Origin of the sequence: Chondromyces apiculatus DSM 436, from assembly GCF_000601485.1 — a bacterium.
Classification (GTDB): domain Bacteria; phylum Myxococcota_A; class Polyangia; order Polyangiales; family Polyangiaceae; genus Chondromyces; species Chondromyces apiculatus.
Window position 1 is genome coordinate 95,702 of sequence record NZ_ASRX01000033.1, and the last position, 21,215, is coordinate 116,916.

Consider the following 21,215-nt stretch of genomic DNA (forward strand, 5'->3'; position numbering starts at 1 on the left):
CCGGTCGTCACCGGTGCCGCGAGGTCGCCTTCAGTCGAAGCGCCTCACGGTGTGCGCGTGGTTCAGGGGGCCGTGCCCGTGGCCCAGCCCCGGGGCCGTGAGGATCGCCTCCCGCAGGTAGCGCCGCCCCCGCGCCACGGCTGCCCCCACGGCCAGCCCCTGCGCCAGGCCCGCCGCGATGGCCGACGCCAGCGTGCACCCGGTGCCATGGGTCGCCCGCGTCTCGATGCGCGGGTCCTCGAAGATGGTCTCGCTCTCCGCGGTGCGCAGGACGTCGGTCACCACCGGCCCCTCGGCGTGTCCGCCCTTCAGCAGCACGGCCGCAGGCCCCATCGCCTGGAGCGCCCTGGCCGCCCTCCGCATCCCGTCGACGCCCTCGATGCGCTCGCCGAGCAGCGCCTCGGCCTCGGGCAGGTTCGGCGTCAGGATGGTCGCCCGCGGCAGGAGCAGGGTGCGCATCGCCCCCTCGGCCTCGGGCTGCAGGAGCCGCGCGCCGCCCTTCGCGACCATCACCGGGTCCACGACCAGCGGCACGCCCGGCGCCATCCGGTCCAGGGTCCGGCTCACCACCTCGATCACGTCGGCCGCGTGGAGCATGCCGGTCTTGATCGCGTCGGCCCCGATGTCTTCGAGCACCAGCTCCATCTGCTGCGCCACGAACGCCACCGGGGGCGCGTGCACCCCGAAGACGCCGCGCGTGTTCTGCGCCGTCAGCGCGGTGATCACGGTCGCCCCGTAGGCGTCGAGGGCCGTCACCGCCTTGAGGTCTGCCTGGATGCCCGCGCCGCCCCCCGGGTCGGACCCCGCCACGATGAGCACTCGTCCCTTCATGCTGGCCGCGCACCCTGCGCCACCTGTTTCTTCAGCGCAAGAGCGCCCGCTGCGCACGTGGCCCCTCCCACAGGCCTTGTCCCCTGCGCGGCGCGCCCTGACACTCGCGACGGATGCAGCCTTCCGCGAGACCTGGGGTGCAGCTCACGGCCGAACGCATCGGCCAGCGCCACCAGGGCCTCGGCCGCGCCCTCGGCATCCTCTCCCTGCTCAGCGCCACGCTCCCCATGCTGCTGAGCTTCTGCTTCCAGCTCGCCCGCTTCTTCGACGACGACCCCTTCCACCATCTCAGCGAGGCATGCCTCAGGCTCATCGCGCCGGGGATACTCGCCGCCTTCGTCCTCGTCGTGCTCAGCGTCTCCGCGACCAGCATTCTCAGGGGTAGCCAGCGCCCTGCGCGCATCGCCGTGGGTCCTGACGGCCTCCGCGTCCTCGACGGCGGTCGGCGCCACATCCCCCGCGCCGAGATCCAGACTGCCATCCTCGTCCCCGGCCATCGCCCCCGCGTCGAGCTGCGCCTCCGCGGCGAGCGCTTCGTCCACGTGAACCTGCAGCGCGAGGACGATGGCGTCCGCCTCCTCGCCGCCCTCGGCTTCGGGCCGAGCCTCCGCCGCGTCGCCGTCACCCTCGGCACCCCCAACCGGCAGCTCGCCGCCGGGTGCATCGGCCTACCGCTCTCGTTTCTGGGGTGCTCGCTCCTCGTCATGACGCTCGCCTCCGCCGGCCATGGCGGCTCCTGGGTCCCTGCGGGCCTCGTGCTCGGCACGCTCCTCGCGACCTTGCTCCTCCACCGCGCTGCCCGCCCCACCCGCGTCACCGTCGGCAGCGACGGCATCCTCGCCGAGCGCCCCTTCACCCGCCGCTGGATCCCCCACGCGCACCTCACCCGCGTGCAGCGCTGCGACGACCGCCTGCGCCTTTTCTACACCGGGGGCGCCGCGGTGCCTGGCGCGCGGGAAAGCGCCGAGCAAAGCGCATCACACGGCCCACAGGACGGCACCGAACCTCGCAAGCCCGCCACCCGCACCCTCGACCTGCCCATGTCTGCCGACCTCGTCGACGCCCTCGCCCGTCGCATCTCCGAGGTCCAGGCCATGCGCGCGGTCCCGTCCGACACTCCCCGCGGCACCGAGGCGCTCGAACGCGGCGACCGCGACGTCACCGCCTGGCGCGACGACCTCCGCCGCCTCCTCGCCCCCGGGACTTACCGCGCCGCCGCCTCGCTCACCCCCGAGGACGCCCTCTTCATCCTCGACGACGCCTCTTCTCCGTCGGCCCGCCGCATCGGCGCCGCCCTCGCCCTGCGCATCGCCGATCACCCCGACGCCCGCGAGCACATCCGCGTCGCCGCCGACACCACCGCCGACGACACCCTGCGTGTCGCTTTGGAAGAGGCAGCCGAAGCCGACCTCGACCTCCCCACCCTCGCCCGCCTCACCCGCTGACCTGTGCCCTCTCCTTCCACGCGCCCCGAGGTGCAGCTCACCACCGAACGCTTGGTCCACCGCTACCCGGGCCTCGCGCACTTGCTCGCCCTGCTCACCACCCTCGCCCTCCTGCTGCCCTCCGGGGCTTACGTCGTGTTCTCCCTCGCCCGTTCCTCGTTCGGCACGACCACCCTGGGGCTGCTGGAGAGGCTCTCCCTGGATGGGCTGGGCTGGGGCATCGTCATCGCCCTCCTCCTCGCGCCCGTCGCCTTCCTTGCCTCCTTCATCCAGGTCTCCCTGCGCGCAACGACCACCCTCCGCGCCGACGAACAGGGGCTTCACCTCACGGCACATGGCCGTACCCGGCTCATTCCCCGCCGCGTCATCCAGGGTGGGATCGTCGTCCCTGACGCCATCCCCCGGCTCGACCTCAACCTCACCGCAGGCCGCACCCTCTCGATCGCCCTCCAGCAGGAGGAAGATGCCGCGCACGTCCTCGACTCCCTCGGCGCTGGTCCCGAGCGCCGCCGGGTCGCGGTCTCCGTCGGCAGCGCCCACCGCGAGCTCGCCGCTGGCTGTCTCGGTTTTCCTGCTGCCGCGATGCTCTGGAGCGTGGTCACCACCATCGTCTCCCAGACGATGTTCGCCATGGGGAGCACGGCCGCCCCGCTCCTCGACCTGAGGAACCTCGGCCTTCCCATCACCGTGATCCTGGCCATGGCCACCGTCTGGGCCCTCCGCCGCCTGGTGCGCCCCACCCGCGTCGTCATCGGGAGTGACGGCGTGCTCGTCGAGCACCGCTTCAAGAACACCTGGATTCCCTTCGCCGAGCTGCAGGAGGCCAGCGCGGCCTTCGACGCGCTCACCTTCTACCCCCGTGACAGCGATTCCCCGGTCATCGAGCTTCGCCTGCCCGAAGCCGTGGCCGAGGGCCTGGCCAAGCGCATCCGGGCTGCCAGGGATGCTGGCGCCACCGGAAGTGCCGAGGCCCGGTCCACCGAGCTTCTGGAGCGCGGTGGCCGCGGCCTCGATGCCTTCCGCGCCGACCTCCGCAAGCTCCTCGCCAGGGGCGCTTACCGGCAGAGTGGCCTCACCTCCGAGGACGTCCTCGCCACGCTCGCCGACGCCCAGGCCCCCCGGGAGCGCCGCATCGGGGCGGCCATCGCGCTGCGCATCGCCGAGCACCCCGAGGCCCGCGCGCGCATCCGCATCGCCGCCGAAGCGTCTGCCGACGACACCCTGCGCGCCGCCCTGGAAGAGGCTGCCGAAGCCGAGCTCGACCTCCCGACCCTCGACCGCCTCACCCGCTGACGCGCCTCGCCCTCGCCTCACCCCTTTCCGCGGCGCACACTCTCCTGGAGCCGCATGCCCGCCGACCCCGAGACCGCCCCGCCCCTCGACGTCCAGTGCCCCCGCGTCGCCCGCCGCTTCCCCCGCGTCGGCCACGGGTTCGGTATCGCCGCCCTCCTCGCCTTCTTCCTCCCCCTCGGCCTCGCCTGCGTCTCCACCCTCCTCCACCCTCTCCTCGGCACCCCCGCGCTCCTCACCGAGGGCGGGAGCACCCTCGACCTCTTCGGCACGAGCATCCAGATCGCCATCGGCCTCGCCGTCGTGGGCGCGGGGCTCGTCTCGTCGTCCGGCTTCGCCCCGAGCCCTGCGCGCCTCATCGCCACCCCCGACGCCCTCCGCCTCGTGCGCGGCCGCCGCGAGCGCGTCATCCCCCGCGCCCGCATCACCGAGGGCATGATCTCCCCCGTTCACGGAGCCCGCGTCGAGCTGCGCCTCACCACCGGCGAGGATCTCGAGCTCGACTTCCCCCACGAGCGCGACGGCGAGCGCCTCCTCTCCCTGCTCTCCCTCAACGCGCGCCACCGCCGCGTCTCCATCCTCCTCGGCAGCCCCAACCAGCAGATCGCCGCCGGCTTCGCCGCCCTGCCCATGTCCATGATCCTCTGGTCGACCATCTTCATGTCTCTCTTCGACGTCGACCACCCCGCCGTCGACGCTGGCTGGATCCTCGCGGGCCTCCTCACCGCGGCCTTCGTGCGCCACGCCGCGCGCCCCGTCGAGGTCACCGTCGGGCGAGATGGCCTGCGCATCCGGCGCCCCTTCCGCAGCCAGTGGATCGCTTACGCCCAGCTCACCGACATCGTCGTCTCCTTCTCCGGCTCCGAGACCGAGCTCCTGCTCCTCCGTCGACAGGGGCGCCCTGTTCGCCTCCGCGCGCTCCCCCACATCCTGGAGAACCTCCACAGCCGCATCCGCGAGGCCCAGGCTCTCGAGCAGCGCGATCCCACCCGTGCCGCGCCCGCCCTCGAACGCCACGGCCGCCCCCTCTCCGAGTGGCGCACCGCCCTCGGCGCCCTGCTCCACGTGGAGCCCGGCTACCGCGCCCCCCCCCTCACCCCCGACGATCTCCTTGCCGCCCTCGAAGACCCCGTAGCCCCTCCGGACCGCCGCATCGGAGCCGCGCTCGCCCTCCGCAGCGCCTCCCACCCCGAGGCCCGGACGCGCATCCGCATCGCCGCCGAATCTTCGGCCGACGATGACCTCCGCATCGCCCTCGAACAGGCCGCCGAAGACGAGCTGGACGACACCACGCTCGAACGCGCCCTCCGCTGAGCCCACCGTCGCTGCGCGCGCCATCGCCGTCGCTGCACGCGCTCCACGCCTCTCCTCCGCGGCATGCCCGCCGCCCCGCACCCCGCACCCCGTACCTCGCGCCCCGCACCTCGCGCCCCGCACCTCGCGCCCCGCACCTCGCGCCCCGCACGCTTCCTGCCGCGCCCGAACCGCCCAGCAGCTTGACGGCCGAACCCGTGCCGCGTCTCCTTGTCCCGTGGCACGCATCCTTCCGCTGGCGCTTCTCGGCGCCTCCCTCTTGGCGTCCTCCCTCGCCTTCACGGGCGACCTCTCCGCCCAGCCCGCGCAGCCCCGGTCCGCGCAGCCCTTGCCCCCGCTACCCCCTCCCGCACCCGCGTCTGCGCCAGCCCCTGCCGGAGCCCCCGACCAGCTCCCCGCCGACCGTGCCCCCTCCGCGGGAGCCCCTCACGCTGCCGGCGCCACGGCTGCCCCGCCTGCCGCCATGGCCCCCCTTCCTCCAGCCCCGGGCCAGCCGCCTCCCGGTTATGGCCAGCCGCTTCCCGGTTATGGCCAGCCGCTTCCCGGTTATGGCTACCCACCGCCGGGCTACGGCCAGCCCCCTCCTGGCTATGGTTACCCTCCCCCGGGCTATGGCTATCCGCCCCCCGGCTACGAGGCTTACGACACCGACGGCTCCCAGGGACCTCCCATCACCATGAAACGCCGCAGCATCGGCATGATGGTCGGTGGCATCGTGCTCGTCTCCGGGGGTGCCCTCGCCACCACACTGGGGTCGCTCATGCTCTTCTCGTACCAGAGTGTGGATTGCGCGTGCCCTTCCAGCGGCTACTGCTCCTGCGGAGATACGGGGGGGGATGATGGTGGGGCCGCGGCCCTCATCATCGGTGGCCTGGTCGCCATCGGCGGAGGCATCCCCCTCATCGTGATCGGCGCCAGGAAGGTCCCCGTCATCGACCCTGCGACCCCTCCCGAGCCTGCCCCTCCCCAGGCCACCCTGCTCGTGGGTCCTGGCAGCTTCACCGTGCGCGGCCAGTTCTGATCCCTACCCACGGTCGCCTCGCGCTGGCGCTCCCGTTCAGCCCAGCGGAGAACCCGCCCCCGGCAGCCGGTAAAATTTCCCTGCCCCGCTCGGTGTCGCCTGCACGGTCGGTGCAGGTCAAACGTTTGACGGCCTGGCGGCTGCTCACTATGTCTGTGGACCATGCTTCACGCGCAGCTCTTCACGCCTGCTCTGGGAGCGCTGCTCCTGGTCCTCGCTGGCTGCCTCGATGGAGGGCTGGTTCCTCGCAAGCCTGACGCGACAGGCTCGGGAGGCAGCACCTCGTCGGCCGCGCCTGGCAGCGGTGGTGCTGGCAATGGCGGCGCGCCGGGGAGCGGGGGGAGTGACGGCGGCGCTGGTGCTGTCAGCAATGGCGGCGCCGGAGGCATCGGCAATGGTGGCGCAGGTGGCACCGGCAATGGCGGCTCTGGCGGCTCTGGCGGCACAGGCGCGGGTCAGGGAGGCACAGGCGGTGCCGGGCAGGGTGGTACGGGAGGCGTGGGCGCGGGTCAGGGTGGCGCTGGGGGCACGGGAGGTGCGGGCGCGGGTCAGGGTGGCGCTGGGGGCACGGGAGGTGCGGGCGCGGGTCAGGGTGGCGCTGGCGGTGGGGGAGGCGCAGGCCAGGGAGGCGCAGGCGGTACGGGAGGCGGGGGCCAGGCAGGTGGGGGAGGGCAGGGGAATGCAGGCGGGGCAGGGGGCACAGGCGGCGTGCAAGGCGGGTCCCTCAGCGCCCGTTGAGGGTCTCCACCGGCACAAGGAACCTCATGACCGACGACAGAGACCCCGCTGAACCCATCGCCCGCCGCTCTTACGCCGCCTTCGCCGCGCGCTACGCCGCCATCGCCCCCACCAAGCCTCACAACGGCCTCTACGAGCGTCCGGCCACCCTGTCCCTCCTCGGCGATGTCCAGGGCCTCCACGTCCTCGACGCCGCCTGCGGCCCTGGCATCACCAGCGAGATCATCGCCCGCCGCGGCGCCACCGTGCACGGCTTCGATGTCACGCCCGAGATGGTCTCCCTCGCCCGCGAGCGCTGCCAGGGCCTCCCGGCCGACTTCACCCTCGGCGACCTCTCCGCCCCTTTCGACTGGCTCGACGACGCCCGCTTTGACAAGACCATCTGCGCCCTCGCCCTCGACTACGTCGAGCACCTCACGCCTGCCTTCCGCGAACTCCACCGCGTCACCCGCCCTGGCGGAACCCTCACCTTCTCCATGGCCCACCCCATGGGCGACTGGCTCCACGACGCCATCCGCGGCGACGCCCCCTACCACGAGCGCCGCCGCTTCGGCCTCCACTGGAGCGGCTTCGGCGAGCCCCGCCCCTTCATCGAATCCTACCGTCGCCCCCTCGCCGAGATCCTCAACGCCCTCGCCGACGCCGGCTGGATCCTCGACCGGACCCTCGAACCGCTCCCCTTGCCCGAGATGAAGGCCGTCGACCCGCGCCTCCACGCCGAACTCTCCCTCTCCCCTGTCTTCCTCTGCATCCGCGCCCGCCGCTGACCGCGCGAGCCTTTCTCACCCCCGCGCCCGCCCTTGCAGCCAGCTCGCCCTCGCCGCGCCCCCGTGCGATCTCTCCCGCCTCCATGACCTCCCCTGTTGACCGCACCGCGCCCCCAGCCGCCGAGATCCTCTTCGACGGCCACGACCTCCGCGCCTTCACCTCCCTCGACGGCACCCCTGCCCGCTGGAAGGTCCACGACGGTGCCTTCGAGGTCGTCAGCGGCGCGGGCGACCTCCTCTCCCGCGTCCACGCCGACGACGCCCTCATCCACCTCGAGTTCCGCTGCCCTCACCTCCCTCACGCCCGAGGACAGGCCAGGGCCAACAGCGGCGTCTACATCCAGGGCCGCTACGAGATCCAGATCCTCGACTCCCATGGCATCGCCATTCCAGGCACCGGCGATTGCGGCGCCGTCTACGACCAGATCGCCCCCCTTACCAATGCCACGCTCCCCCCGCTCACCTGGCAATCGTACGACATCGTCTTCCGCGCCGCTCGCCCCCACCCTGGCGACCTCTTCGAACCCGCCCGCCTGACGCTCCTCCACAACGGCGTCGTCATTCACAACAACGCCGTCCTCCGCACCCCCACCGCGGGCGCCCTCGACCCCCACGTCTTCACCCCGGGCCCCCTCCGCCTCCAGGACCACGGCGACCCCGTCCAGTTCCGCAACATCTGGCTCCTGCGGCTCCCCCCCAGCGGCTCCGACCGCTACGAGCCCGGCTGACGCCTGCGTCCCGCGCCGCCCTCTGCGCCCGCCCTCTCTTCCCTCCGTCGCGTCACCTCGTAGAGCACCGGCAGCACCAGCAGCGTCAGCAGCGTCGACGACACCACCCCCCCGATCACCACCGTCGCCAGCGGCCGCTGCACCTCCGCCCCGATCCCGGTGTTCATCGCCATCGGCAGGAACCCCACCCCGGCCACCAGCGCCGTCATCAGCACTGGCCGCAGCCGCTGCGTCGCCGCCTCCTCGATCGCCTCTCGCATGGGCGCCCCCCGAGCCAGGAGCTGCCGGATCGTCGACACCAGCACCATGTCCCCCAGCACGCTCACCCCTGAGAGCGCCACGAACCCCACCCCGGCCGCCACGCTGAAGGGGATCCCCCGCGCCCACAGCGCCACCACCCCGCCCACGGCCGCGAATGGCACCCCCGAGAACACCCGCAGCGCGTCCAGCACCCGCCCGTATGTGAAGTACAGCAGCGCGAAGATCAGCCCCAGCGCCACTGGCACCACCACCGCAAGCCGCGCCTGTGCCGCCTCCAGGTGCTCGAACTGCCCCCCGTACCGCACGTAGTAGCCCACCGGCAGCTCCACCCGCGCGATGGCCCCCATCGCCTCCTGCACGAACCCCCCCACGTCCCGCCCCCTCACGTTTGCTTGCACCACGATTCGCCGCTTCCCCCACTCCCGCTGGATCGTCGTCGGCCCCTCCACCTGGGTGATCTTCGCCAGCCGCGCCAGCGGGATCCGGTCTCCGCCCGGCGCCGTCACCAGGATCCGCCCCACGCTCTCCGCGTCCTTCCGGTAGCGATCCTCGATCCGCACCGTGATCGGAAAGCGCCGCTCCCCCTCCTGCAGCACCCCCACCTCCCGCGTCCCCAGCGCCTCCACCACGTCGAGCACGTCGCGCGCCGCGATCCCGTGCCGCCCGATCGCCGCCCGGTCCACCTCGATCTGCAGCACCGGCTGCCCCGTCACCTGCTCCACCGCCACGTCGGCCGCCCCCTCCACCCCTTCCAGCACCCGCCCGATCTCCCGCGCCTTCTCCTTCAGCACCTCCAGATCGTCCCCGAACAGCTTCACCCCCACGTCGCCCCGGATCCCCGCCACCATCTCGTTCACCCGCATCTCGATGGGCTGCAGGAACGCCATCCGCATCCCTGGCAAGGCCGACAGCGCCTCCTGCATCGCCTCCACCAGCGCCTCCTGCGTCTCCGCGCGCTGCCATTCCTCCTGCGGCTTCAGCGTGACGAACACGTCCGACACCTCGATCCCCATCGGATCCGTCGCCACCTCCGGCGTCCCCGTCCTCGTCCACACCCGCGCGATCTCGTCGGGGAACGCCGCGAGCAGCACCCGCTCCACCTGCGTCCCGTACCGCACCGACTCCTCCACCGACACCCCCGCGAGCCGCACCGTGTTGATCACGATCGCCCCCTCCTGCAGCCGCGGCACGAACTCCGACCCCAGCCGCGTCGCCAGCACCCCCGCCCCTCCCAGCAGCACCACTGCCCCGCCCAGCACCCCCCACCGCCACCGCAGCGCCATCCCCAGCACCGGCCGGTAGCCCCGCTTCAGCCACCGCACCAGCCGGTTGTCCCCCTCTGCATCCCCTCCCGCTCCCTCTCCCTCCGTCGCCTTCCTCCCCGCTTTCCGGCGCCCCAGCACCAGGCTCGCCAGCACCGGCATCAGCGTCACCGACAGCACCATCGACCCTGCCAGCGCGAAGATCACCGTCAGCGCCATCGGCCGGAACATCTTCCCCTCGATCCCCTCCAGGAACAGCACCGGCAGGTACACGACCATGATGATCAGCTCCCCGAACATCGTCGGTTTGCGCACCTCGATCGCCGCCTCCCGCACCACCTCCACCGCGCTCCGCCGCCCCCCGTCTTCCGCGAGCCTCCGCTCCGCGTTCTCGACCATGATCACCGAGCTATCCACCACCAGCCCGAAGTCGATCGCCCCGAGGCTCATCAGGCTCCCGGTGATCCCCGCCCGCACCATCAGATCGAACGCGAACAGCATCGACAGCGGGATCGCCGTCGCCACGATGAGCCCCGCCCGCAGGTTCCCCAGGAACACGAACAGCACCGCCACCACCAGCGCCGCCCCCTCCAGCAGGTTCGTGCGCACGGTCTTGAGCACCCGTTCCACCAGCTCCGTCCGGTCATACGCCGCCCGCACCACCACCCCTTCCGGCAGCGTCTTCTTGATCTCCTCCAGTCTCCCCCGCAGCCGCGCCGTCACCTCGTGGCTGTTCTCCCCCATCATCATGAAGCCGAGCCCCAGCACGATCTCCCCCCGCCCATCCGCCGTCACCCCTGCCCGCCGGATCTCCCGCCCCTCCCGCACCCGCGCCACGTCCCGCACCCGCACCGGCACCCCCTCGAACGCGCGCACCACGATCTCCTCGATCTCCGCCGCCCGCGTCACCATCCCCACCCCCTGGATCAGGCTCGCCTCCCCGCCTTGCTCCAGCGTCCCCCCGCCCACGTTCGCGTTGTTTCGCTCCAGCGCTTCGATCAGCGCTGCCAGCGTCAGCTCCCGCGCATGCAGGGCCACCGGGTCCACCACCACCTGGACCTGCCGCTCATCCCCGCCCCACGCATTCACCTCCGCCACGCCCCGCACCGACCGGAGCTGCGGCTTGATGATCCAGTCCTGCACCGTCCGCAGCTCCGCGAGGCTCTTCCCCCCATGCGCTCCGCTGCCCCCGCCTTCCTCCCGCCCCTCTGCCTCCACCGTGTAGTGGAAGACCTCCCCCAGCCCCGTCGCCACCGGCCCGAGCTCCGGCCGCCCGATTCCTCCGGGCAATGCCACCGTCCCCAGCCGCTCCGCCACCACCTGCCGCGCCAGGTACACGTCCGTCCCGTCCTCGAACAGCAGCGTCACCTGCGAGAGCCCGAACCGCGACAGCGACCGCACCTCCGTCAGCCCCGGCAGCCCCCCGATGCCTTGCTCCAGCGGCGCCGTGATCTGCCGCTCGATCTCCACCGGCGACAGCGCTGGCGCCACCGTATTCACCTGCACCTGCACCGGCGTCGTGTCCGGGAATGCATCGAGCGGCATCCGCCGGAATGCAATCACCCCCGCCACCACCACCCCGAGCGACACCAGCACCACCACCAGCCGGTGCCGCAGCGAGACCTCGATGATCCTGTTCAACATCAGTCGACCTCGCAGCACCCCGCCCCGATGCTCTCCTTCAGGGTCTCGGTCTTCAGCAGAAAGCTCCCCTGCGTCACCACCGCTTCCCCTGCCCGGAGCCCCCGCGTCACCTCCGTCAGCCCTCCCTCCCGCACCCCGATCTCCACCCGCCGCGTCTCGAACTCCTCCTCCGACACCTTCACGAACGCCACGAGCACCCCCTTCGCCCGCTGGATCGCCGCCTCCGGCACCATCACCGCCTCCCGCACCCCCGCCGCGATCCTCCCTTGCCCGTACAGGTTCGCCCGCAGCGCCCCGTCCTCATTCGCCAGCGGCACCCGCACCCGCGCCGTCCGCGTGTGCGGATCCACCGCCGGCGCGATGTACGTGATCTCCCCCTTCAGCGTCCGCCCTGGCAGCCCATCCAGTGTCAGCGTCACCCCTTGCCCTGCGGCCACCACCGAGAGCTCCCCCTCCGGCACCTCCAGCTCCGCCCACATCCACGACGTATCCACCACCTCGAAGAGCACCTGCTCCGTGTTCACCATCCGCCCGATCGTCGCATTCCTCTCCGTCACCACCCCCGCGATTGGACTCGTCAGCGTGTACCCCCCGGCCCCGCCTCCGCTCCCTCCCAGCACCGACAGTGCTGCCGCGATCGCCGCGTGCTCCCCCCGCGCCGCGTCCACCTCCTGCCGCGCTGCCAGCACGCTCTTCTGCGACCCCACCCCTTCCTCCAGCAGCGCCTTCTCCCGCTGGTAATGCTGCTCCGCCACCTCCACCCGCGACCGCAGCGCCCCGAGCCTCGCCCGGTCCGCCCCCACCTCCGCGCTGTCGATCACCGCCAGCGTCTCCCCCTTCTTCACCCGCGTCCCCACCTCCGCCTTCAGCCCCCGCACCACCCCTGCCGACCGCGCATTCACCTGCGCGAGCCGCGTCCCGTCGTAGAGCACCCGCGCGGTCGTCACCACCCCCCCGGCGCCCTCCCGCACCACCGCCTTCACCGTCTCGATCCCTGCCTGCGCCGCCGTCCCTTTCTTCTTCAGCCGCACCTTCAACCCATCCGCCGGCGCCCCATCCGCCCCCACCTCCACCGCCGGCTTCCCCCCTCGCTCCGGATGGCAGATCGGACAGATCGACTCCGGCAACCCGTGCTCTCCGCACCAGTCCCCCTTCGCCTGGAACACCGCCGCGAGCTTCGGATGGCACTTCGTGCACAGCACCTCCAGCACCCCGTGCTCCTTGCACATCCCCTCTGCCGCCCCCTTCTCTCCTGCTGTCTCGCCTCCCTCGCGAGCCTTCCCTTCACCTTCCCGCGCGCCTTCTCCGGCTGCCTCTCCCCCGACCCTCCCCACCGCCTCCCTGTCCGCAACCTGCCGCTCCTCACCACCTCTCCGAGCGCACCCGCAGGCCATCCCCACCACCAGCACCGCGAGCGCCCACGCCATGCACCACCGCGCGCGCCCCCCGCCCATGCGCCGCACCCCTGCTCGCGTCCGCATTGCTCCCACCTGCATCCCTGCCCGCGTCCGCATTGCTTCCATCCGCATCCCTGCCCGCGCCCGCCTCGGCTCCACCCGTCGCCTCCCGGTCTCCCCGGATCTCAGGCCCTCAGGCCCTCAGGCCCCCTTCGGCGGCCGCACGATCTTCAACGTCGGATTGCACTTCAGGCATTGCGACTCCGGCAGCGCGTGCTCCTCGCACCAGTCCCCGGTCGCCTTGAACGCCGGAATCAGCTCCGGATTGCACCGACTGCACTGCGACTCCGGCACCCCGTGCTCCCCGCACCAGTCCTCGTGCGACCCGGGCTTCACGTCCTTCCCCGCGTGCCCTGACCCCTCTCCCGCCCCCTCCTTTGCCACCCCGGACCGCGTCTCGGTCGCCGCCTCCTTCTGCCCCTCCCCACCGGGCGCCTTCGAGCACCCCACCGCACCGAACACGACCACCGCAACCACCGACACCTTGAACCAACGCATCATTTTCCAGCTCCTTTCCAGACGATCTCGAACACCAAGCACCCGAGCCGCGCGCACGCACCCGAGCCGCGCGCACGCACCCGAGCCGCGCGCCTTGACCGCGCACCCCTCGCGCATGCGATCCCCGGCCCACGCCTGCATCGCGCACGAGCCCCTCGACCGCGCCTCTGCCTCTTGCGCTCAGCCCACGAGCACCACGGTACCCGTCAGCATCCCGCCTTCAGCACCCCTGCGGATCCCTGCCAGCCCCTGCACGCGCACCCGGACCCTGGCCCACGCGACCTCGCGCGCGCCCGACCCGACCCGCACCGCACAGCGACCCGCAGCGCTCACCGCAGAGCACGGCGCGCCGAGCGATCACCCCACCGCGCGTGGCACGTGCAGGATCTCACCCGGATCCAGGACCGGCGGCCCCTGATCCTCGCACCACCACACCATCGCCCCCGCGAGAGGGCTCGCGATCACCATCCCGAGCGCAGCCGGCGCCACCGCGCGCAACGCACTCCCCGCACACGACGCCCCGCAGTCGATGGGACACGGACAGCGCTCGTGCCCCTCGTCCCCGTGCTCGTGCCCGTCATCCCCCCCGCGTGCACCCGCCTCGTCCCCGTGCGCGTCGCCCTCATCCCCGTGCGCGTCGCCCTCATCCCCGTGCGCGTCGCCCTCATCCCCGCAAGGCTCCTCCCTGCAGGGCTCCCCGCAGCCCCCGCCCAGGCACGGAAACGCGAACGCCAGCGTCGACTGCCCGACGAACACCGCGAGCACCAGCGCAGACAGCATCCGGACCACCAGCCGGACCTTCCGCCCTCTCACGCTTGCCCGCCGTCGCCTCACCATCGACCGCCCCCAGGCTACCCTGCTCCGCCCCCCACCTGCTACCCACCGTTACGCGCCCCTCCCGCATCACCCTGTCCGCCCCGCATTCCTCTCCTCGCCAGCCAGCCCCTCCCGCCCCTCGCCTGCGCTACAGTCCCCCCGTGGACGCCGCCCTCCAGCAGCATGTCGACCAGGCCCTCGCGCACGCCCGCGCCGCCATGGCCGCCGGCGACCTCGACGCCGCCTGGCCCCACCTCGAACGCGCCCACATCCTCGGCCAGCGGGGCGCCTGGCCCCACGTCCAGGCCCACTGGCTCATGCTCGCCTGGGGCATCCGCCGCCGCTCCCCGACCGAGATCTTCGGCCAGCTCATCCGCCTCGCCCTGGCCGCCCCCGCCTCCTGGCTCGGCACCTACCCCACCGGCAACACCGGCGGCGCCAGCGTCAGCATGTTCAAGCCCATGCCCATCCCCCCCGACCTCCAGCGCCTCCTCGACCCCGAGCCCCCCTCCGCCGCCCCCTGATTCTCTTCCCGGCCGCCGTTTCTCCGGCAAGATGCGCCCACCCTTCATGCGCATCGACGTGATCGTCAACCGGAACGCCCGCGCCTACCGCGCGAGGCCCTCCCTCCTCGCCCGCATCGCCGCCGTCTGCGCCTCCCGCGCCACCCTCCACACCACCACGACCCTCGCCGACCTCCACCACGTCGCCCGCACCATCGTCACCCGCGGCACCGACCTCGTCGTCATCTCTGGCGGCGACGGCAGCCACATGGCCGGCATCACCGCCCTCGCCACCGCCCTCGCCACCGCCCACCCTGCGCCCTCAGCGCCTGCGGCCACGCCGCCCTCTGCCTCGCAGGCGAGCCCTTCTCCTCACGCCTCTGCCGCCGCGTCCTCAGCGCCCCCAGGGCCCCCAGCGCCCTCAGCGCCCTCAGCGCCTCCCGCGCCCTTCTCCCCCGCGCTCCCCCCCATCGCCCTCCTCCCTGGCGGCACCGTCTCCACCGTCGCCCGCAACTGGGGCATCTCTGGCGACCCTGCGCGCCTCCTTGCCCGCCTCCTCGCCCGCTACCACCCCTCGCTCCCTCCGCCCGCGCTCATCCAGCGCCCCACCCTTCACCTCCGCGCCCTCACCCCCACTGCCGTCGAGACCCGCATCGGCTTCATCTTCGGCACTGGCCTCGTCGCCCGCTTCTTCGACCACTACTACGCCTCTGGCGACCCCGGTCACCTCGCCGCCCTCAAGATCGCCACCCGCATCTTCGCCGGCTCCTTCCTCGACGACCCCTACGCCCGTGGCGTCCTCGACCCGCTCCCCTGCACCCTCGACATCGACGGCCGCACCCTCGCCCCCGGCGCCTGGTCGCTCATCGTCGTCTCCGTCGTCCCCGACCTCGGCCTCTCCCTCCGCGTCACCCACCGCGCGGCCGAGGACCACGACCGCCCCCACCTCGTCGCCACCCCCTTGCCCTCACGGCAGCTCGCTCCCCGCGTCACCCGCGTCCTCCGCGGCCTCCCGCTGGGAGGGCAGGGGACCATCGACACCCTGGTCACCACCGCCCGCCTCCGCGCCCCCCACGGCCTCCCCTACATCCTCGACGGCGAGCGCTTCCACGCCCACGACCTCACCGTCACCGCCGGCCCCCACCTCCACATGCCCGACTTCCTCCCCCCGCGCCGCCGCCCCTTGTCGCTGCGCTGACGCTCCTTGTCGCTGCGCTGACGCTCCTTGTCGCTGCGCTGACGCTCCTTGTCGCTGCGCTGACGCCACTCCCGCGCGCTATCTCAGGATCAGCGGCGGCTCGGCGCTCGCAAACGTCGCGAGATACCCCCCGTCACTGCAGTGGCCATTGGTGCACGGACACCACCCCGGCTCACATTCCTTGTGAACGACGAGCGGGCCATCACGCGCAATCTGCTGCTTGATCTCCGCCGTGCTCATCCCCCACAGGCGCGCGCACGCGACCCTCCGGTCGGGCGCGTCGACGGAGCCCGCCAACCTGTCGTCCTCGATGATCCGCGTGGGCCGCTCCGGGCATTCGACCTTCGCCGCCGCGTGCGTCGCCGCATCGTCCCAGGAGAACCTCCCACCCGGGAGCCCGTGCACCAGCAGCAGCGGCCCATGCACCCTGTGCGAGATCTCGCTGTGGCAGGGAGACTCGGTCCCCTCGAAGGCCCCGTGGCTCAGCGCATCGAGCCGGCCATCCCCGTCGACGTCCACGATGCCTCTCCGAGCCTGCCCTCGCCAACCCCTCCACCCTACGGCTCCCCGCCTCCCGGCAGCCACACAAACCACACCCCCCGCGCGGCTCCCGACCCCTCTACGACGCCACCATCGCCTGGCGCCTCCGCGCCATCACCGTCACCCTCCACAGCGGTACCCTCGCCCCCGACCCCCGCACCGACGACCGCACCCAGCTCTGAACCGCACTTCTTTCCATTTCAGAAGCCGAGCGGCCGAGCCGTTATGCAGGTCCCGCAAGCGATCAAGGCTGCCGTGCAATAGAATCAACGAAGCCGTCGAGGTGACCGTGCACGGCGCGCCGCCCGGTTTCGTGACGGCGCCCATCACCATTCCGGCGGGTAGCGACGCAGGTCAGCTCGCAAGTGGGGGCTCTGGGTACGCTGGTCGCTGGTACCACGTTCACACTCGACCTCATCGCTTCGTCGGGCACGCTGGTACGGACCGATTCCGCTCCTGCCCTGGTGACCGGCGTACCAGGCTCCCTCGATGCGTCCTTTGGTGCTGGGGGGATCAGCGTGTGGACGGTTGCTCAGGATGCAGGAGTTCTCATGCCTTGAGCACTCCCGACGATATCGCCATCTATCGTATGAAGGATGATGGAACCCCCAGAGACGTCGCTGGCGATGAAGGGAAGATTCTGGTCGACCTCGGGGGTGAGGAGCAAGTGCTGGCCGCGGAGCTCACGCAGACCCAGCACGTCGTCGTCACGGGCACGCGAGAGGATCAGCTTTTCGCCGCGCAGATCAATGCCGACGCTGGTCATCTGGAGAGCGGGTTCGGCGCTGGAGCCGGCTGGATCTTGCCACCCCTCGGACCTTCGAACTCCAGTGGCGAGGCCCTCGCGATCGACCCAGCGGGCTCCATCTTCATCACGGGTTGGGTGGAGGCTTTCAGTGATCGAGACCTCGTGTTGCTGAAGCTCACGAGCACGGGTGAAATGGATCCATCGTTCGGCACGGCCGGCCACGTCATCCTGGAGAGAGAAGGCAGCCAGCAGGGCGTCGCGCTGGCTATTCAACCAGATGGCCGGATCGTCGTGGCTGGCGAGACCGACGTCGGAGGCTCGCGCGCCGTGGTTGTCCTGCGGTCACCGCCGACGGCAGGTTGCTCCTCGCTGGTACCCGCGAGAACCAGCCCGTCAAAGGCTTCGTCGCGCGGGCGTGGAACTGACGCCCCGAGTCGTCCGCTGCACTCAGGAACGCGTCCCGGCCTGGATGCGTTGCACACCTCGTGCAACTTGCTGCCTTGAACCTTGAGCTGAACCACCCCGCGGCAGACCACCTTGTCCACCTCCCGCGAACACCGCGGCGTGGACGTGCGAGGAATGCACGGCGCCATCCCGTCAATCCCCCGGCGCGTCCCCCCCTCTCCATCGATGCTTTCACGAAATGAGCGAACCCCGCGCTCGCCACCGTGGGATCGCAATGGGCACGGGGAATGCAACTGCACGGTGCGACTGAGGCCATGGAGGAAGGAGGCCGCCATGATCTTCCGGAGTTTTCAACCTCGTGTATGGGTTCCCAGCGTCGTCGCCGTCGCGTCTGTCGCCGCGCTCTGCCTGACTGTCCCGGCCCAGGGTGCCGTGAACACGGTGGAAGCTGCCACGGTTGACCCCGCGGCCCCCGCCCCAGCTCAGGGCGCCGATCGTGGCGGAGGGCCCACGCCTCCCGACAAGCACACGGTCTCTGGGTGTACCCTCGCCCCCCTGGGTCAGGTGTGCATCTTCGTGGATGGGTCACCGGGGACCACCAAGGTCTTCAGCGCGATGGTCGTGCGCCACAAGTTCGACCCTGGGATGATCTGCCATTTCAGCGGCAAGGTGACCATCACCAGCCCCGAGGGGAAGGTGCTGTGGAAGGAGTCGAAGAGCCTGAAGAAGTGCGTGCCCGGTCGCGCCTACTTCAACTGGAAGGTCGATGACAGCTTCCCGTCGGGCTCCAAGGTCTGTGCCCAGTTCAACGAAGACGGCAGCCAGCAGGGCGGCAAACCCTGCATCACGCTCAAGAAGAAGTAGCCCCCGCAGGCGCAGCGCCTCGGCCACCGAACGGCCCGAGAGGCGCCCCACGCCTCTCCCGCGTCGACGGTAGAGCCACCCTGTCAGCGTCCCAGCACCGCGCGCCCCGACCGGCAGCCACCCGAAGGCATGGCCGGATCTCACAACACATTGACCGGAGCTCCCAATGCGCCCCCTGCGAAAGCGCGGCATGGTGGGCGAACAAGCGGCGCCACCACGCGCAGCCTTCCCACGGCCTGCCGCGGACACCCCACCACGCGCAGCCTCCCCACGGCCTGCCGCGGACACCCCCCGCTTGCCCCAGGAGCACCATGGACACCCTTTCCACCGGCCGCGTCGCCGAAACCCTCCAGCGCCTCCACGACGAAGCCGCCAGAGCCGACCACGCCTTGATGAAGTCTTTTGAGGGCGCCGATCTCCACGAGCAGATGGTCAAGCTCGTTCAAAGAGAGCAGACCGAATACAGGGAGATGTACCGCACCTACGCCGACAACTTCCTCAGCGTCTCCCCGCAGCTCGGCCGTTTTCTCTACAGTTGCGTGAGAGCCTGCAAGCCCACCCGCATCGTCGAGTTCGGAACCTCCATGGGCATCTCCGCCATCTACATGGCCTGCGCCCTCCGCGACAACGGCGGCGGCGTCCTCCTCGGCACCGAGCTCGAACCCTCCAAAGCCGCCCGCGCCCGCGAGAACCTCAGCGCCGCCGGCCTCGCCGACTTCCTCGACCTCCGCGTCGGCGACGCCCTCGAAACCCTCCGCGACCTCGACGCCCCCGTCGACATGCTGCTCCTCGACGGCGCCCTCACCCTCTACCACCCCGTCCTCAAGCTCCTGGAACCTCGCCTCCGCACCGGCGCCCTGATCATCGGCGAGAACGCCATCGAGGGCATCGGCCCCTACCTCGAGTACGTACGCAACCCCGGAAACGGCTACTTCTCCCAGCCCATCCCCTTCCAGGACGCCCGCGGCAACGAATTCACCGTCGTCACCCGCTGACGTTGCCGCTGACGTTGCCGCTGACGTTGCCGCTGACGTTGCCCCTGGCCGCGACATACCTCGCCGGCGACATCCCCAGACACTTCCGGAACATCGTCACGAAGCTACTCGCGCTCTCGTAGCCCAGATCCATCGCCACGCTCTGGACCGACGCCCCCCGCTCCAGCCACTGCACCGCCAGCACCACCTGCAGTTGCTGCCGCCACCGCCCGAAGCTCATCCCCGTCTCCTGCACCACCAGCCGATTCAGCGTCCGCTCCCCGACCCCCACCCGCCGTGCCCATTCCTTCCTCGTCGCCCTGTCCGCTGGATTCCCCGTCATCATCGCCACGAGCCTGCGCAGCCGCACATCCCCCGGCATGGCAAACCGCAGCTCCGACGCCCGCGCCGCGCCCAGCTCATCGAGGAGCACGCTCACCAGCCGCGCCTCCGCCCCATCGCGCGCATACGACACCGGCAGCTCCGACGCCCGCAAGAGCAGCTCCCGCAAGAGCGGACTCACCGCCATCGCACAGCACTCCGACGGCAGCGCCGCAGCCACCTCCGGCTCCACGAACACCACACACCCCTCGAGCGGCGCCCGCCCTTTCAGCGCATGCCTCGTCCCGCCCGGAATCCACAGCGCAGCTTGCGGAGGAACGACCCACAGCGCATTCGACGCCTCACACGTCATCTCCCCCCGGACCATGAGGAACAGCTCCGACTTGCGGTGCGCATGAACCCCCACATCCATCGTGCCCGTGGGCACCGTCAACCCCACCGCGACGGCCGGCTGAGGAACATCATCCGGGTCGACGAGGTCAGAGATCTCTGTAGCGCGAGGCATGGGGATCGCTCGATTGTGTGGCGTATTCGAGAGAGACTCTGTCCGTGCCGCGCAATGCGGTCAAGTCTCCTCACGCTCCGGTCCCGACGGCGGAGGGGCGCGTCTTGCTGGCAGGCAACAAGCAGCGCGTACCCTCGTCCATGCCCGCAGTGCTCACGCAATACCCGCCCGCCCAAGAATGGAAGCCTCTGAACCGCCTAGGGGCGATCGAGGGCAAGCTGGGTCCGAACGCAGGTCTCGAACCTCAGGCCGGACAACCAGCGACGACAGGTTCGAGGGGCGCTCTGCGCTCCTGCCCCACACCCCAACCACAGAGAAGCGCCCCTCTGATGCACCTGAGCACCCGAGCAGCCTGCCGTGTCTTTATGGGCCCACGCGTGCGCCTTGAACAGCGGGACCCTTCGTCATTATTCAGGTGCCTCGTAACCCTACACTGACTGTGCAGTTTCCAAGGGTGCACATGAGTGGTCTTGGGTATGGATTCCGCACCTGTACCTCATACTTGGTGTCTCATCGGAGTACTAAAATCAGGGGTGCAGTGGCAAATCGGAGCGCCAATCGGTAATATAGATGTTGCAGGTCTAGGTTACGGAACCCGATATTCCGGGGTGGGCGGAGCACCATTTCGCGTCTCGGTTCGTTGTTCTTGGTTGCTCCAGCGATGACGATACGCCCGTTGATCCACGCAGTGCCTGCGCCGGTATAGGGTCACCGGGAGGTATCCGCCACATCCATTTGGGATTGGCTGTGGATGGCTAGCGTCTCGTAGGCGCCGCACCAGGCTGTTCAGGAGTTTTTTTTTCTGGACGACCAATCGAGGGAGAGGTGTGCCCTCGGGGCCATGGTGAAGCTTTGGTGCCTGTCACTGGCGCTCTTGCGACATAGTCGACGGGCATGAACCACCGATTGGATTCATTCGCCCTGCTGAAGCATTCAATTAGAGGAGCCATTGTCCATGCGCCTAAAGATGCGGCATTTACCGCTACATGCGGTACTGCTGCTGGCTTCCTGTCAACAATTCAATCCTGAGCCCGCCCCGCAGGGAGAAGACCCGTTACCCCCTC

General features: G+C 70.9%; 19 protein-coding genes. 12 read left to right on the forward strand and 7 right to left on the reverse strand.

Annotation, left to right across the window (positions count from 1 at the left end; all coding sequences use genetic code 11):
• Positions 1-30: 30 nt before the first annotated feature.
• A complete protein-coding gene (gene thiD, locus CAP_RS21685) occupies positions 31-831 on the reverse strand; it encodes a bifunctional hydroxymethylpyrimidine kinase/phosphomethylpyrimidine kinase (protein ID WP_044244113.1) in 801 nt (266 codons plus the stop codon).
• A 113-nt stretch (positions 832-944) separates the two neighbouring features.
• Between thiD and CAP_RS21690 the strand changes: the two genes are divergently transcribed.
• The 7 genes from CAP_RS21690 (at position 945) to CAP_RS21720 (ending at position 8,134) form a co-directional block, all read left to right on the forward strand.
• Positions 945-2,276, forward strand: coding sequence for an MATE family efflux transporter (locus tag CAP_RS21690; protein WP_044244114.1), 1,332 nt, complete (start codon positions 945-947; stop codon positions 2,274-2,276).
• A 3-nt stretch (positions 2,277-2,279) separates the two neighbouring features.
• Complete coding sequence (locus CAP_RS21695; protein ID WP_044244115.1) at positions 2,280-3,569, forward strand: hypothetical protein; 1,290 nt, start codon at positions 2,280-2,282, stop codon at positions 3,567-3,569.
• 54 nt (positions 3,570-3,623) lie between these two features.
• Positions 3,624-4,880, forward strand: coding sequence for a hypothetical protein (locus CAP_RS21700; RefSeq protein WP_044244116.1), 1,257 nt, complete (start codon positions 3,624-3,626; stop codon positions 4,878-4,880).
• Positions 4,881-5,097: 217 nt separating this feature from the next.
• The gene (locus CAP_RS52450; protein WP_197041294.1) at positions 5,098-5,901 is read left to right on the forward strand and encodes a hypothetical protein; all 804 of its coding nucleotides are present in this window, start codon (positions 5,098-5,100) and stop codon (positions 5,899-5,901) included.
• Positions 5,902-6,063: 162 nt separating this feature from the next.
• Positions 6,064-6,639 carry a hypothetical protein gene (locus tag CAP_RS52455; protein WP_197041295.1) on the forward strand — a complete coding sequence of 192 codons (576 nt, stop codon included), beginning with the start codon at positions 6,064-6,066 and terminating at the stop codon, positions 6,637-6,639.
• Between the two features lie 26 nt (positions 6,640-6,665).
• Positions 6,666-7,406, forward strand: a complete 741-nt coding sequence (locus CAP_RS21715; protein ID WP_044244119.1) for a class I SAM-dependent methyltransferase — start codon at positions 6,666-6,668, stop codon at positions 7,404-7,406.
• An 83-nt stretch (positions 7,407-7,489) separates the two neighbouring features.
• Positions 7,490-8,134 (forward strand): 3-keto-disaccharide hydrolase, encoded by a 645-nt coding sequence (locus tag CAP_RS21720; RefSeq protein WP_052375630.1) that lies wholly within the window; start codon positions 7,490-7,492, stop codon positions 8,132-8,134.
• Here CAP_RS21720 and CAP_RS21725 read toward each other — a convergent pair.
• The 4 genes from CAP_RS21725 to CAP_RS21740 form a co-directional block, all read right to left on the reverse strand.
• Positions 8,119-11,301, reverse strand: a complete 3,183-nt coding sequence (locus CAP_RS21725; RefSeq protein ID WP_044244123.1) for an efflux RND transporter permease subunit — start codon at positions 11,299-11,301, stop codon at positions 8,119-8,121. The genes CAP_RS21720 and CAP_RS21725 overlap by 16 nt on opposite strands.
• Positions 11,301-12,782 (reverse strand): efflux RND transporter periplasmic adaptor subunit, encoded by a 1,482-nt coding sequence (locus CAP_RS21730; protein ID WP_231511607.1) that lies wholly within the window; start codon positions 12,780-12,782, stop codon positions 11,301-11,303. Before CAP_RS21730 ends, CAP_RS21725 begins: the two co-directional genes overlap by 1 nt.
• Before the next feature lie 117 nt (positions 12,783-12,899).
• The gene (locus CAP_RS21735) at positions 12,900-13,259 is read right to left on the reverse strand and encodes a hypothetical protein (protein WP_197041296.1); all 360 of its coding nucleotides are present in this window, start codon (positions 13,257-13,259) and stop codon (positions 12,900-12,902) included.
• A 354-nt stretch (positions 13,260-13,613) separates the two neighbouring features.
• Positions 13,614-14,036, reverse strand: coding sequence for a hypothetical protein (locus tag CAP_RS21740; protein ID WP_044244125.1), 423 nt, complete (start codon positions 14,034-14,036; stop codon positions 13,614-13,616).
• 197 nt (positions 14,037-14,233) lie between these two features.
• Between CAP_RS21740 and CAP_RS21745 the strand changes: the two genes are divergently transcribed.
• Positions 14,234-14,596 carry a DUF3703 domain-containing protein gene (locus tag CAP_RS21745; RefSeq protein ID WP_044244127.1) on the forward strand — a complete coding sequence of 121 codons (363 nt, stop codon included), beginning with the start codon at positions 14,234-14,236 and terminating at the stop codon, positions 14,594-14,596.
• Positions 14,597-14,642: 46 nt separating this feature from the next.
• Positions 14,643-15,773, forward strand: coding sequence for a diacylglycerol kinase family protein (locus CAP_RS21750; RefSeq protein WP_044244128.1), 1,131 nt, complete (start codon positions 14,643-14,645; stop codon positions 15,771-15,773).
• A 78-nt stretch (positions 15,774-15,851) separates the two neighbouring features.
• Here the strand turns inward: CAP_RS21750 and CAP_RS52460 are convergent, their stop codons facing one another.
• Complete coding sequence (locus tag CAP_RS52460; RefSeq protein WP_044244129.1) at positions 15,852-16,292, reverse strand: hypothetical protein; 441 nt, start codon at positions 16,290-16,292, stop codon at positions 15,852-15,854.
• 577 nt (positions 16,293-16,869) lie between these two features.
• Here CAP_RS52460 and CAP_RS52465 point away from each other — a divergent pair.
• The 3 genes from CAP_RS52465 to CAP_RS21770 all read left to right on the forward strand — a co-directional run bounded on the left by CAP_RS52465 (position 16,870) and on the right by CAP_RS21770 (position 19,325).
• The gene (locus CAP_RS52465) at positions 16,870-17,565 is read left to right on the forward strand and encodes a delta-60 repeat domain-containing protein (RefSeq protein ID WP_197041297.1); all 696 of its coding nucleotides are present in this window, start codon (positions 16,870-16,872) and stop codon (positions 17,563-17,565) included.
• A 234-nt stretch (positions 17,566-17,799) separates the two neighbouring features.
• Positions 17,800-18,330, forward strand: a complete 531-nt coding sequence (locus CAP_RS21765; RefSeq protein ID WP_156041019.1) for a hypothetical protein — start codon at positions 17,800-17,802, stop codon at positions 18,328-18,330.
• Between the two features lie 311 nt (positions 18,331-18,641).
• Entirely contained in the window at positions 18,642-19,325 is a 684-nt protein-coding gene (locus CAP_RS21770) for an O-methyltransferase (protein WP_044244134.1), read from the forward strand.
• Here the strand turns inward: CAP_RS21770 and CAP_RS21775 are convergent.
• Entirely contained in the window at positions 19,315-20,151 is an 837-nt protein-coding gene (locus CAP_RS21775) for an AraC family transcriptional regulator (protein ID WP_044244135.1), read from the reverse strand. The genes CAP_RS21770 and CAP_RS21775 overlap by 11 nt on opposite strands.
• Between the last annotated feature and the right edge of the window lie 1,064 nt (positions 20,152-21,215).